This window comes from Pseudomonas saxonica (assembly GCF_007858365.1).
Classification (GTDB): domain Bacteria; phylum Pseudomonadota; class Gammaproteobacteria; order Pseudomonadales; family Pseudomonadaceae; genus Aquipseudomonas; species Aquipseudomonas saxonica.
On the sequence record NZ_VFIO01000008.1, the window covers coordinates 184169 to 198328 of the forward strand.

General features: G+C 58.9%; 12 protein-coding genes. 11 read left to right on the top strand and 1 reads right to left on the bottom strand.

Translation table 11 applies throughout. The annotated features are described in order from the left end of the window. The first annotated feature begins 62 nt into the window (after positions 1-62). The 11 genes from FJD38_RS18845 (at position 63) to FJD38_RS18895 (ending at position 13750) form a co-directional block, all read left to right on the top strand. Entirely contained in the window at positions 63-1790 is a 1728-nt protein-coding gene (locus tag FJD38_RS18845; RefSeq protein ID WP_122784918.1) for an autotransporter assembly complex protein TamA, read from the top strand. Continuing rightward, the gene (locus FJD38_RS18850; protein ID WP_146386855.1) at positions 1787-5461 is read left to right on the top strand and encodes a translocation/assembly module TamB domain-containing protein; all 3675 of its coding nucleotides are present in this window, start codon (positions 1787-1789) and stop codon (positions 5459-5461) included. The genes FJD38_RS18845 and FJD38_RS18850 overlap by 4 nt, the downstream gene beginning before the upstream one ends. 893 nt (positions 5462-6354) lie before the next feature. After that, positions 6355-7092, top strand: a complete 738-nt coding sequence (locus FJD38_RS18855; protein ID WP_146386857.1) for an IclR family transcriptional regulator — start codon at positions 6355-6357, stop codon at positions 7090-7092. Positions 7093-7143: 51 nt separating this feature from the next. Further along, positions 7144-7896, top strand: a complete 753-nt coding sequence (locus tag FJD38_RS18860) for a transporter substrate-binding domain-containing protein (protein ID WP_146386859.1) — start codon at positions 7144-7146, stop codon at positions 7894-7896. Between the two features lie 59 nt (positions 7897-7955). Continuing rightward, complete coding sequence (locus FJD38_RS18865) at positions 7956-8621, top strand: amino acid ABC transporter permease (protein WP_146386861.1); 666 nt, start codon at positions 7956-7958, stop codon at positions 8619-8621. Next, the gene (locus tag FJD38_RS18870; protein WP_146386863.1) at positions 8621-9394 is read left to right on the top strand and encodes an amino acid ABC transporter ATP-binding protein; all 774 of its coding nucleotides are present in this window, start codon (positions 8621-8623) and stop codon (positions 9392-9394) included. Before FJD38_RS18865 ends, FJD38_RS18870 begins: the two co-directional genes overlap by 1 nt. Continuing rightward, on the top strand, positions 9384-9965 hold the full coding sequence (locus FJD38_RS18875; RefSeq protein ID WP_199750994.1) for a HutD/Ves family protein: 582 nt from the start codon (positions 9384-9386) through the stop codon (positions 9963-9965). Before FJD38_RS18870 ends, FJD38_RS18875 begins: the two co-directional genes overlap by 11 nt. Before the next feature lie 23 nt (positions 9966-9988). Continuing rightward, positions 9989-11410: a formimidoylglutamate deiminase gene (locus FJD38_RS18880; protein ID WP_146386865.1), complete on the top strand. Its 1422-nt coding sequence runs from the start codon at positions 9989-9991 to the stop codon at positions 11408-11410. A 12-nt stretch (positions 11411-11422) separates the two neighbouring features. Beyond that, entirely contained in the window at positions 11423-12226 is an 804-nt protein-coding gene (hutG, locus tag FJD38_RS18885; RefSeq protein WP_122784912.1) for an N-formylglutamate deformylase, read from the top strand. A 247-nt stretch (positions 12227-12473) separates the two neighbouring features. Then, on the top strand, positions 12474-13391 hold the full coding sequence (locus tag FJD38_RS18890) for a LysR family transcriptional regulator (RefSeq protein ID WP_146386867.1): 918 nt from the start codon (positions 12474-12476) through the stop codon (positions 13389-13391). A gap of 170 nt (positions 13392-13561) precedes the next feature. Further along, positions 13562-13750 (top strand): hypothetical protein, encoded by a 189-nt coding sequence (locus FJD38_RS18895; protein ID WP_122784910.1) that lies wholly within the window; start codon positions 13562-13564, stop codon positions 13748-13750. Here FJD38_RS18895 and FJD38_RS18900 read toward each other — a convergent pair. Beyond that, a complete protein-coding gene (locus FJD38_RS18900; RefSeq protein WP_122784909.1) occupies positions 13747-14133 on the bottom strand; it encodes a fe2+ zn2+ uptake regulation protein in 387 nt (128 codons plus the stop codon). The genes FJD38_RS18895 and FJD38_RS18900 overlap by 4 nt on opposite strands. Between the last annotated feature and the right edge of the window lie 27 nt (positions 14134-14160).

Here is a 14160-nt window from a genome sequence, read left to right on the forward strand (position 1 = left end):
CCCGCGTTTATGCTCCGTGGCGCGCTCTAAGTCCAGCCTTGTCCGTGATAGCATCCGCGCCTATGAAGTTTCCAGGAAGATTCACCAGTGCTTTTGTCCTGTTGATCAGCAGTTGCGCGGCATTTGCCCAAAGCGAACTGGTGGTCAGGGTCAAACCCGCAAACAATGCCCTCAAGGCCAATGTGGAAGGCTATATCGGCAGCCTCGGCGATCGCGACGAGGAGGCCTTGTTGCGCTTCAAGCGCGGCGCGATAGAGCAGGCCCTGAAAGCCTCCCAGGCCTTGGGTTATTATCAACCCACCATTGATGCCGAGGTTAAAGCCGGCGATCCACCGCGTTTGGAGTTGAACATTGATCCCGGCGAGCCGGTGCATCTGCGCAACGTCAATGTGCGTGTCGAAGGCCCGGCTTCATCACTCAAGGCCTTTCAAATTCCGGCCAGTGATGACCTGAAACCGGGCGCCGTGCTCAATCAGGGCAACTACGAAGACGCCAAGCGCATGATCCTCAACCGTGCGCTGCGCTATGGTTTTTTCGATGGCAAATTCCTCAAGCACGAATTGCTGGTAGACCCCAAAGGCGGGTTTGCCGATATCAACCTTGTGTATGACAGCGGCCCCCGTTACACACTCGGGAAGGTCACATTTGCGGGCAATGCGCCCTTTGATCAGACCTTGCTTGATCGGCTGGTGCCTTTCAAACCCGATACTCCCTACGACTCCCAACTGATTGCAGAGCTCAATCAAAACCTGCAAAGCAGTGGCTATTTTGAAACGGTACAAGTAGGTGCCGCGCCAAGTACGGCCGTCGGTACGGTCATTCCGGTTGACGTCGATTTGTATACCCGTAAACCGCGCACCATGACGTTGGGTCTGGGCTATTCGACCGACATGGGGCCGCGCGGCAAAGCCAGCTGGACGCGCCATTGGGACAACCCCCGTGGCGACAGTTATGGTTTTGAGTCCGAAATTTCTCAGCCCAAGCAGAACGTCGGGGCCTGGTATGACATCCCGCTTGACCCGCCCCTGACCGATAAATTGCGCTTTGCTGCAGGCTATCAATACGAAGAAATCGCCAATACCGACACGTTGAGCAAGTTGCTCACCCTGGGCCCTGAATGGCACAGCAAAATGGACAACGGCTGGACGCGGGTAGTGTTCCTGCGCTGGCAACATGAACAGTACCGCCTGGGGGATGACTCGGGGTTGAGCACGTTGCTGCTGCCGGGGGTGAGTTTTTCGGTGGTGCGCAGTGATAACCGTATAGACCCGAGCCACGGCTACAGCGTGACCTCCAGCATAGAAGTGGCCAAAGAAGGGCTGATGTCGGACACCAACCTGTTACACGGTGACGTGCAATTCAAGGCGTTGACCACCTTGTGGGAAAAACACCGTTTTCTGGGGCGAGTTCAATTCGGCGGCAGCGCCACCAACGGCTATAAGCAAGTACCGCCTTCCTTGCGGTTTTTTGCGGGCGGTGACCAAAGCGTGCGGGGCTATGCCTATCAGAGTCTGTCACCCAAGAACTCCGAAGGTGACCGCATCGGTGGGCGTTACATGTTGACGGGCAGCCTCGAGTATCAATACCAGTTCGCAGAGAAATGGCGCTGGGCCACGTTCGTTGACCAAGGCAATGCATTCAATAATCTGGAACTGCCCAGCTTGAAGACGGGCGTAGGCGTGGGCATTCGTTATATCTCGCCGATAGGCCCGATACGACTCGATCTGGCTCATGCGCTGGACGATGACGGTGGTATCCAACTGCACTTCTCGATGGGGCCTGAACTGTGATTCGTGGTTTGAAAATTGCCGGCTTTGTCGTCTTGGTGTTGGTGTTGCTGGTCGTTGTCAGCCTCGGCGTTATTTTGGGTACGCAAACGGGCAGCCGTTGGGTGTTGGCTCAAGTACCGGGTCTGCAGGTGGACAACTTTAACGGCCGCCTGGGTGCGCAGTGGAGCGCCGATCACCTGTTGTGGGAGCAAGGCACCAGCCGCGTAGAAGTGACCCGGCCGATTTTCGCCTGGTCGCCTGGCTGCCTGACTCGTATGACCTTATGCATCGACCAGCTACAGGCGGATCAAGTCAGCCTGCAGTTCCCGCCGAGCGAAGACAGCAGCAGCGGCCCGGTCAGCTTGCCGGAACTGAAATTACCCCTGGCCATTGAAGTCGGTGTGATTAAAGTCGGCAACGTGCTGTTTAACGGTATCGAGCAGCTCAAAGGCTTGCAGATGGCGGCGCAGTGGACGGCCAAAGGTTTGCAGATCGACGCCGTCAAGGTCGAACGTGAAGACCTGAGCGTGAACTTGTCGGGGTTGTTGCAACCCAATGGTGACTGGCCGCTGGCGTTACAGGGGACGATCAATTTGCCATCCCCGGACAAACAGCCCTGGGCGCTGGCGCTGAACGTCGAGGGTCATTTACGCACAACCTTGAACCTGACGGCTGACAGCAGTGGTTATCTCAACGCCCACCTGAAGGGCGATGTTCAGCCCTTGGCGGAAAACTTGCCCGCGCAGGTGAGCATTACCTCCGAGGCGTTCAAGGCCAGCCCGGATCTGCCTGATACCTTGCAACTCAATCAATTGCTGCTCACGGCCAAAGGTGATCTCAAGACCGGCTATGCCTTGAAGGGCACGGCCAGCTTACCTGCTGAAAACAACCCGGTGAGTGTGTTGCTTGAAGGTCGAGTGGACAGCAAAGGCGCACAGGTTTCAGCGCTTGACCTGACCTCCAGTGCTCAGCAGCGTTTAAAGCTAGCCGGGAAGGTGGATTGGCAAAAAGGGCTGAGCGCCGAAGCCACGATCGACTGGCTCGAGTTCCCTTGGCATGACCTGTACCCCGTGATCGCCAAACCGGACGTGGATCTGCGCACATTCAACGGTGAAGTGTCTTACACCGACGGCAAGTACCTGGGCAACTTCAAGGCGGATCTGGATGGCCCGGCAGGTGCTTTCAGTGTCGCCAGCCCATTCAGTGGTGACCTGGGGCAAATCTTCCTGCCAGAGCTAAAACTGGTGGCAGGGCAGGGCAAGGCTGAGGGGCACGTTAACGTAAAGTTCACCGACGGCGTGGCGTGGGATACGGCGCTGGATTTGAGTGCGCTCAACCCGGCGTATTGGGTGGCTGAATTGCCGGGGACATTGGCAGGCCCGTTGCGCAGCACAGGCTCCTTTAAAAATGAGCGGCTGGAACTGGACGCCAACCTTGATCTCAAAGGGCGTTTACGTGGGTTGCCGGCACTGCTGCAAGCCAAGGCGCAAGGCGCTGGGGAGGCATGGACGGTCAGCACGCTGGACATTCGTCTGGGTGATAACCGCATCAATGGCACGGCCAATTTGCATCAGCAACTCAACGCGCAGCTGGAATTGAACCTGCCGCGTTTGGGCCAGTTATGGCCCGACCTGCGCGGTCAGCTTAAGGGCCGAGTGGACATGGCCGGCACGCTCAAGGCCCCTGAGGGCAAAGTAGCGCTGCAGGGTCAGCAGTTGGCGTTTGCCGACAATCGCCTGCAAAGCCTGACGCTGGACGCCATACTGGATCGCAATCAGCGTGGCCGGCTTGACCTCAAGGGCAGCGGTATTCAGGCGGGTGACACCCAGCTGGGTGTATTGACGGTGGGGGCTAGCGGTGACATCAAACGCCAGCAACTGCAATTGGCGCTGCAAGGGCCGATGCTTCAACTTGGGCTGGCGCTGGAAGGCGCACTGGATAACGACAATTGGCGGGGCCGACTGACCCGCGGCGACGTGAAGGCGGGTGGACAAGATTGGGTGCTGCAAAACCCGGCGCGGCTGGAGCGACTGGCCGATGGCAAAATCAATTTGGGCGCGCAATGCTGGACCTCTGGCCCGGCCAGTTTGTGCAGTGAAGATCAGCGGCTGATGCCGGATCCCAAGCTGCGCTTCCACCTCAAGCAGTTCCCTCTCGACAGCTTGGCGCAATGGTTCCCCAAAGACTTCCAATGGCAAGGGCAACTTAACGCCGACCTTCTGCTGGACGTGCCAGCCAGTGGCCCGAAAGGTCAGGTCGTGGTCGATGCCAGCGGTGGCACCTTGCGGATTAAAGATAAAGGCCAGTGGCTGGATTTTCCGTACCAGACCTTGAAACTCACCAGCAATTTAACCCCGAGCCGCGTCGATACTCAGTTCAACTTCAATGGCGGCAAACTGGGCCAACTGGTGCTCAATGCACGGCTTAATCCGTTGCCCCAAAGCAAGCCGGTGACGGGTAATTTCCGACTGAGCGGTCTGGATATTTCTGTGATTCGTCCTTTTGTGCCGATGGTCGAGAAACTCACCGGCCAGTTGAACGGTTCAGGGACTATTTCTGGTGGACTGCTCGCGCCCCATATCAACGGCAATGTCGCGTTGAGCGGTGGTGAGATTTCCGGGCCACAGTTACCGACCAACTTTGAAAACTTGCAATTGAGCGCCGTGATCAACGGTGAAACAGCGCTGCTCAATGGCGGCTGGACCAGCGGCAAACAAGGGCAGGGCAGCATCAGCGGCGACGTTGCGTGGGGCAAAGCGATGTCCGTTAACGTGCTGGTCAAGGGTAATAACCTGCCTGTAACGGTTGAACCTTACGCCAAACTGGACGTAGCCCCTGACCTGAGAATCACGCTAAAACCTGATAACACGCTCTTGGTTGCGGGTAAGGTAAACATCCCGAAAGGTGAAATCACCGTACGAGAATTACCACCATCGACGGTCAAGGTGTCGGATGACACCGTCATTATTGGCCAGCAGGCGACCGAGAGCGAGCCGCCCATGGTGATCGACATGGACATCGACGTCGTGGTGGGGCAGGAGCTACTGACCTTCAGCGGCTTTGGCCTGAACGCGGACATCGCAGGGCAAGTGCACATTGGCAACAACATGGACACCCGTGGTGAGTTACGGCTGAACAACGGTCGCTACCGGGCTTATGGCCAGCGGTTGACCATTCGCCGTGCGAGGTTGTTGTTTACCGGGCCGATAGATCAGCCCTACCTGGACATCGAAGCGATTCGCCAGACCGATGACGTAATCGCCGGAATTCGACTGACCGGCAGCCCTGAGCAACCTACAACGCAAATCTTCTCTGAACCGGCCATGAGTCAGGAACAGGCCTTGTCGTACCTGATTCTGGGTCGCCCTCTGACGGGCAGTGGCGAAGACGACAACTTGCTGGCACAAGCTGCGTTGGGGTTAGGCCTGATGGGCAGTTCGGGCGTGACCACCAGCCTGGCGAACCATCTGGGACTCAAGGATTTTGAACTGGACACAGAAGGCAGCGGAGACAGCACGTCGGTCGTGGCCAGTGGCAAGATCAACGATCGATTGAGCGTGCGCTATGGCGTGGGTGTTTTTGAGCCGGCCAGCACCATTGCCTTGCGTTATAAATTGAGCAAACGGGTATATGTGGAAGTGGCGAGCGGGATAGCCAGCTCGCTGGATATTTTCTACAAGCGCGATTTTTAACGCCGAAAGCGTGAAGTTGCGGTTGCGGTTGCGGTTGCGATTGCGGTTGCAGTTGCAGTTGCAGTTGCAGTTGCAGTAGATCTTGATCTGGTTTTTGATCTTGATCTGCCGCCCCTTCGGGAGGCTGAATGGAGGTTTCGCGGAGTGGGTCGACCGGCATGGATGCCGGGAGAGCTGCGATCGGGCCATGGATGGCCCGTCGCAGCGTGCCCACGGAGCGGGACCGGAGTGAGGGACACCTGAGCGAAGCGAGGGCCGTACGCGGGGGCGGAAGCGTTTTGGTTACTTTGCCGCTTTTGCAAAGTGACACGCCGTAAGGGCGTAACCCGTAGAAAACCGTGATACATGAAATGGATATGTACGCGGTTTATATAACTGAAGCACTGAGTACATATCCATTGGCTGTGTTAATTCTTTCTACGGGTTTCGCCCTTACGGCGAGTTCCTTTTGGCAAACAGCTGAGTGTCGGACCATCCCAAAAGGAACCTAAAGGTCCTTGCCCTACCATACGGCCGAGCTCGCCTAGGCTGGCTCGGCGTCCTGCCTCGTCCCCCCCATAACAGCACCGGCGTTCAGCCTCCTGTGAGGGGCCTCCGTGTTGTGCCCACTGTATCGGTAGCAGCAGTGACACCATTCGGGACTCAAGATTTTTAAACTGCATACAGACCACAGCGCAGACAGCTGCAATTGCAGTAGATCTTGATCTGGCTTTTGGGTCTGATCTTGATCTACCGCCCCATCGGGAGAGCCGTCACGGCGTGCCCACGGAGCGGGGCCGGAGCGAGGGAACTATTAAGAGCCCTGACACTGCGAACCTTGAAAAAACCAGTCAATTTTCTCGCTGGATGGGAATCAAAACCACAGTCTGAGAATCATGCCCTATAGTGCGGCCATGACCGACCCAGAAAACAAAAGCATCGTAGATCGCGTATTGCATGTCCTGGTGTGTATCGCCAAGGCCGGCCATCCGATCGGCGCCAAACGTATCGCCGCCCAGGTTGGTATGCCGTTGAGCACCGTCTACCGGCACCTTGGCGCGCTGAAAAAGTGGGGCCTGGTTCAGGAGCACATGGCTACGGGGCTGTACGAGCCCGGCGCTACGGGGGTGCTACTGGCCAGGGGGTTTGACCAGAACTCCTACCTGATCAACCAAAGCCGCGACGAAATCAGCGCGCTGGTAGAACGCACCGGCGAAAGTGTCGGCTTGCTGGTGTACACCAACGAGCAAGTGGTGTGCATCGCCATGGAAGAAAGTACGTTGTCATTGCGCTGCTCGTTTACCAAGGGCCGTGCGCATTCACTGATGTACGGGGCGTCGGCCAAGGCCTTGCTGGCTTTTTTGCCCCGTCTGCTGCAAAAACGCCTGATCGAAGAACAACTGGGCCATGACCCGGTCGCCGTGGACGCCCTTGAAAAGCAGGTCGCCGAGATCCGCAAGAAGGGCTACGCCACCAGCGAAGGTGAAGTGGACCAGGGCGTGTGGGGGATCAGCGTGCCGCTGATTTCCGACAATGAACGCCTGGAAGGAACCATAACCCTGATGGCGCCATCGCTACGCGTAGGCGCCAGGGAAGAAGAGCTTATAAAAATGACAATAAAAGCGGCCAGCCGCATCTGCAACCGATTCTAACCTGCCGGTTACATCACGATTTGGCCCACTCAGAATCTCGAGGAACACCTTATGAAGTTTTCCAGGCTGCTCGCGGCCGTTACAACCGCATTCACCCTGCTGTCCACCATCCCGATGGCTGCCACCGCGGCGGGTGACGTGATGCGGGTTGGCACCGATGCCACCTTCCCGCCCATGGAATTCATCAAGGACGGCAAGCGCACCGGCTTCGATGTAGAGCTGATCGAAGCGCTGGGCGCACAGATGAACAAGAAGGTCGAATGGATCGATATCGGCTTCAAGGGGCTGATCCCCGGTCTGATTTCCAACCGTTTCGATGTGGCAGCGTCGGCCATCTACATGACTGACGAGCGCCGCAAGGTCGTCAACTTTACTGACCCGTATTTCCGTGGCGGCCTGGCGGTAGTGGTACTCAAGGATGACCAGAGCATCAATAGCCCGGCGGACCTGAGCGGCGACAAAAAAGTCTCTGCTCAAGTCGGTACCAAATCCATCTCGTTTCTGAAGGACAACTACCCCACTGCCAGCGTGGTGGAGGTGGAGAAAAACCAGGCAATGTTCGACCTGCTGACCATCGGCCGGGTAAACGCCGCAGTGACCGGCCGCCCGGCCGCCATCGAGTTCGCCAAGTCTGAGCCGCGCGTGCGCGTGCTGGATGAAGGCCTGACCACCGAGCTGTACGGTTTCGCCCTGCGCAAGAACGACGCCGAACTGGCGCAACAGATGAATACCGCGTTGCAAACCCTTCGCAGCAACGGCGAATACGCCGCGCTGACCCAGAAATGGTTTGGTACCCAGGAATAACCACGGCAGCGGGCGATTACGCCCGGTGTTTCCCTGAAGCACTACCTGCGGAGTAAACCATGGATCTCGATTTTTCCCCGGTGTGGGATGGCTGGCGCGCGCTCGCTTCCGGCGCCGCCGTTACCATTGAAATCACCCTGGCGGCGCTGATACTCGGCTGCGTGCTCGGGCTGTTGATCGGCCTTGGCCGCCTCAACCCCAAGCGCCGCATCATCTATGGCGTGTGCACCACGTACCTGACGCTGATACGCGGCACCCCACTGCTGGTGCAACTGTTTATTCTGTTCTTCGGCCTGCCGCACTTCGGCATCCAGCTGCCGGCTTATGTCTGCGGCATTTTCGGCCTGGGCATCTATAGCGCGGCCTATGTCTCGGAGATTGTTCGCGGCTCTATTCAGTCGGTGGAAAAAGGCCAGATGGAAGCAGCTCGCTCCCTCGGTCTGCCGTACAAGATGGCGATGCGCAAGGTGATCCTGCCGCAGGCATTTGTGCGCATGATCCCGGCACTGGGCAACGAATTTATCGCACTGATCAAGAACTCCGCGCTGGTGTCGCTGCTGACCATCGCCGACGTGATGCATGAGGGCGAAAAGATCATCAGCGTGTCGTACCGCTCCCTCGAAGTGTACTTGGCCATTGCGGCGGTTTACCTGGTGCTCACCGGCACCACCACGCTGATTCTGCGCCACACCGAAAAACTACTTCGTGCTGAAGGGAGAGTCTGATGAGCGCGCCCATTATTGATATCAGCAACTTGAGCAAGTCATTCGGCACTCACCATGTGTTGCGCGGCATCGACTTCAGTGTCCAGCCCAGCCAGGTGGTGGTGATCATCGGCCCCAGCGGCTCTGGCAAAAGCACTTTCCTGCGCTGTATGAACGGCCTGGAAACCGCAGAGGGCGGCACTCTGGTCGCCTGCGGGCACACCGTGGTCGAGCAGGGCCGCATGATGAGCGAAGAAAAACTCGACGCCCTGCGCAGCGAAGTCGGCATGGTGTTCCAGTCCTTCAACCTGTTCCCGCACCTCACCGTACTGGAAAATATCACCCTGGCACCCATGTCGCTGCGCGCCACGCCACGCAAGCAGGCGCATGCCCAGGCCATGCAGCTGCTGGAAAAAGTCGGGCTGGGGCACAAGGCCGATGTGTACCCGGGCACGTTGTCTGGCGGGCAGAAACAGCGCGTGGCGATTGCCCGGGCGCTGGCAATGGAGCCCAAGGTGATGCTGTTCGACGAACCCACCTCGGCGCTCGACCCGGAACTGGTCGGCGAAGTATTGCAAGTGATGCAAAACCTGGCCGCCGAGGGCATGACGATGATCATCGTGACCCACGAAATGGGCTTTGCCCGTGAAGTGGCGGACATTGTGGTGGTAATGGACCAGGGCGTTATCGTCGAGGCCGCACCGCCAGCGCAGTTGTTCAGTGCCCCGAAGCAGGAGCGCACGCGCAGTTTCCTGCAGGGCATCCTGGCCCGCGAGGCGTCCCATGCCATTTGAAGTGCTGGCCCTTGCCGACATCCCGGCTGTGCCCTGGAAGAACCACGCCGGCATTACCCGCGAGCTGTGTATCGAGCCGCCGGGCAGTGACCTGAACACATTCATCTGGCGCGTCAGCGTTGCCGAAGTGGCGGCCGACTCTGCGTTTTCGACCTTCGACGGCATTGATCGCACCATCGTTTTGCTCAACGGCAGCGGTCTGCATCTACAACTTCCCGGTGGGCTGCTGCACCCGCTTACCAGCGCCAATCAGCCGTTTACCTTCGCCGGTGAGTTGCAGGTGCAGGCAACGGTGCAAGGTGGGGCCACTCGGGATTTCAACCTGATGGTACGGCGCTGCGCCGCTACCGGCAGCATCGCCGTGTACAGCTGCCCGCAGCAATTGCTGCTGGCAGCCAATGCCAGCCTGCTGTTCGTTGCCCGGGGCGAGGCGTTGTTGACCAATGCAGAAGGCCGTATGCAGCGCCTGCGCGCGGGTGACCGGGTGTGCTTCGGCGAAGGCCAGGCAAGGCCGCAGTTGCAGTGCGGCACCGACGCCGTGGTGCTCGCGGTGCATATCGACAAGAAGTGAATCGCTCATTGCCAGAGGTTATCGTGAACACCCACGCCCCCCACAACACCACAACCGCGCGCAGCCTGTTCGCAGAAGTCGCCCTGCTGCCCGGAGGCTGGCAAGAGAACGTCATGCTGCGCTGGGACGATGCTGGCGACCTGTGTGAAGTCCGCTCGGGGGCTACAGCCCCGGTAGGTACGCCAAGAGCCGCCGGCCCAGTGGTCAGCGGCATGCCCAACTTGCACTCGCACGCCTTCCAGCGCGCCATGGCCGGGCTGACCGAAACCCTGGGTGACCCGGCCGACTCGTTCTGGAGCTGGCGCACCTTGATGTACCGCTTTGCCCAGCGCCTGCTGCCGCACCACCTGCACGCCATTGGCCGGCACCTGTACATCGAGATGTTGAAGGCCGGCTACACCTCGGTGTGTGAATTCCACTACGTGCACCACGGCGCCAATGGCCAGCCCTACGACAACCCGGCAGAGCTGGCCGAACAGATCGTGCGCGCCGGCGAGGAGGTCGGCATCGGTATGACCCTGCTGCCGGTGCTTTACCAGTACAGCGGTTTCGGCCAAAGCGCACCGCTGGCACATCAACAGCGTTTTATTTCCTCGCCCGAGTGGATATTGGGCCTGCGCGAACGCATGAAACTGGCCTTGCCGGAAAACGGTAATCGCCGGTATGGCGTAGCTCCGCATTCGTTGCGCGCGGTATCACAGGCCTCCCTGCAAGCACTGGTCGAAGGGCTGCAGCATTCTGACCCGCAGGCACCGATTCACATCCATATCGCCGAACAGACCCGCGAGGTAGATGATTGCCTCGCCAACCTGGGCCAACGGCCGGTGCAGTGGCTGCTGGAACACCAGGCGATAGACAGCTGCTGGTGCCTGGTGCACGCCACCCATATGGACGACAGTGAATACGCCGCGGTAGCCCGCAGCGGCGCCACCGTGGGGCTGTGCCTGACCACTGAAGCCAACCTGGGCGACGGCCTGTTCGACGCCCGCCAGTACCTCGCGGCCGGCGGCCAATGGGGCGTCGGCTCGGACAGCAATACCTGCGTCAACCCGTTTGCCGAGTTCCGCCTGCTGGAATATGGCCAGCGCCTGAACCAGCGCCGGCGCAATGTGCTGGCCGACCAGGCCACCCCAGTGGTAGCCGACCGCCTGTTCAGTCAGGCACTGGCGGGCGGCGCCCGGGCAACCGGCCGAAACGTGGCAGGGCTGGCCGCCGGCCAGCGGGCAGACTTTGTAGTGCTCGACCGCGACGCCCCGAATATCGGCGATCGGCCACACGGCCTGCTGCTGTCGGCGCTGGTGTTCTGCGAGCACGGTGGCAACCCGGTACGCGATGTGTTCGTGGGTGGTCAGCAGGTAATTTATAACGGCCAGCACGCCCTGCAAGAGCAGGCCCGCGCAGGGTATCGCGCAACCTTGGCCGACCTACTGAATGAAAGCGCTTAATCCGGAGGCCCCATGAACGACGAAACAGTTTTCAGCCTGCAGCAAGGCACAGGCCCGCTGCTGATTTCCATGCCCCACGTGGGCACTCATCTGCCCGCCGACATCCGCCCGCAACTGAGCGAGACCGGGCTGGCAGTCGACGACACCGACTGGCACATCGAGGCACTCTACGACTTCTCTATCGGCCTGGGCGCCTCGTACCTGCAGCCGACCTGCTCGCGCTACGTGGTCGACCTGAACCGTCCCGCCGACGGTGCCAACCTGTACCCCGGGCAGAACACCACCGGCCTGTGCCCGCTGACCACCTTCGACGGCGTACCCCTATACCGCGAAGCCTGCGAGCCGGATGAAGCCGAAATCCAGCGCCGTCTGGCGCTCTACTGGCACCCTTACCATAACGCCCTGCAGGCAGAGCTGGCGCGCATAAAGGCGCGTCACGGCTATGCGCTGCTGTGGGAAGCGCACTCGATACGCTCAGTGATACCGCGGCTGTTCGAAGGTACGTTGCCAGTGTTCAACTTCGGCACCGCAGACGGCGCCTCCTGCGACCCAGCCGTTGCTCAAGGCTTGCTGGCCACGGCCCAGGCACGCATGCCCGACCTGCCCGCCGTACTCAACGATCGCTTCAAGGGCGGCTACATCACTCGCACGTACGGTAACCCTGCGCAGGGCGTGCACGCCGTGCAGCTGGAGCTGGCGCAGCGTGGCTACATGGAGGAAGTGCCGCCGTATGCGCTGGATGATCAGCGGGTGGCGCGGTTGAAGCCGGTGCTGCAGGCGTTGATCGAGGCGTTTATGGGATTCAGGCCGGTGTAATGGCCCAGTGCTATAAAATCCGCTGTTCGCTCGCTTGAACGACTTGGGCCTTGAAGGATTTCGGACAGGACTTACATTGGCACCTGGCGATCCTGAGATTAATGGTAATTGTGTCCGCTTACGCGGACATAATCGTCCTTAATACTCCGGGTCGGAAGGTGTGTTCGCCAGCCGCTTACCTACAAGCTACAGGTCCGAAGCTTTTATCTGAAAGCTGCGTTCATCCAACCCAGACAGTGGAGCTTTCATGGATCGATTCAACGCGATGTTGGTGTTCACCCGTATCGTTGAGTTGGGCGGTTTTGCCAAAGCCGCCGACAGCCTGCAAATGCCCCGTGCATCGGTCACCGTGCTGATTAAACAACTGGAAGCGCATTTAGGCGTGCAGTTGCTGCATCGCACCACACGCCAAGTCAGCCCCACGCTGGACGGCGCTGCCTACTACCAACGGTGTGTCCATCTGCTGGCCGATCTGGAAGAGGCCGAAGGATTGTTTCGCAGCAACCAACCCAAGGGCACCTTGCGGGTTGAAATGCCTGCAGCGGTTGGGCGGCTGGTGGTGTTTCCGGCTTTGCCCGAATTTACCGGGCGCTACCCGTTGATCAATCTCGAGATCGGCCTCAATGACCGCCCCGTGGACTTGATCCGCGAAGGGATTGATTGCGTCATTCGCGGCGGGTTAACGATGGATGATTCACTGGTGGCGCGGCCATTGGTGCAGATGGATCAGGTGACCTGCGCCAGCCCGGCTTACCTGCGCGCTCACGGCATACCGCAATCCCCTGACGAGTTGAGCGGTCATCAAGTCGTGGAGTACTTTTCCAGCGCATCGGGAAAACGCTACGGGCTGGAATTTAAATTCGGCAATGAGGTGCGTTTGATCGATCTGCCCAAACAGGTCTCGGTCAATAGCGCAGAAGGCTACTTGGCGGCTTGCGTGGCGGGCTATGGGCTGGTGCAATCACCGCACTATCACGTGGCTCAACTGGTACGTGAAGGGCGTTTGCAAGAAGTCTTGAGCGAGCATGAGCCGCCGCCTCTGGCATTGACCGCCCTGTATCCAGCGCATCGGCAATTGTCACCGCGCGTTCGGGTGTTTGTAGACTGGTTGGTGGACCTCTGTTCACGTCCAGCCAGCGGCTTTCGTCGAGCTGAATCCAGCTAGGATCTGTTCCCCTTGCAGTGCAAACCGCCCGGCGGCAATGAAACGGGAACAGACCCTGTAGCCTTTTTGCGGTGTAACATGGCCCCCGAATCAACGCGGGCCAACTCGCAGTCACGAAATGTTTGCTACATTTTTCAGCATATTTTCAGCCTTACTTTCAGGAACCGGTAATGACCCCTTCGCAGCGCTTGAAATACTCGATTCTGATCTCACTGGTGGTTCTGGGGATCATGTTTGGTCTTTCGTACATGCAAAACCACGGCATGATCTCCGAGAAAATGTTCCAGTACATCGCCATCGGTGTGGCGGTAGTGGTTGTTGTGATCAATGGCGTGATGCGCCGTAAAACCAAGATTTAAGCCTCGATTTTACCCATGAGCACAGCCTCGGCCTGCGGATGCAGGCTGTAGCTTTTATCGCTGTTGAGCACCACCACACCCTCGCTGCATAAGCGCTTCAACACTTCGCGCACACTCAGAAATGACAGCGGAATATCCAGCGCCTGCAAGTGGCTGTGCATCCCCCTGACCCCCAATCGTCGATCGTTTCCAGCGGCTGTCAGCAGCGCATCAATGACCTTGAGCCGCACCAGGCTGGTACGTAGCCCGAAATATTTAAGCAGGTGGCGTATGCGTTCGTTGCCTTGCAAAGGCGTGAGCGTTTTCAGCAAACCTGAGTTCGGCTGAAACACGGTTTCGCAATGTGGTTGACTACCATCCGTTGGTATTTGCGAGTTGTGCATGCAAAAAACTCCTTTTCAGAGCCTGAT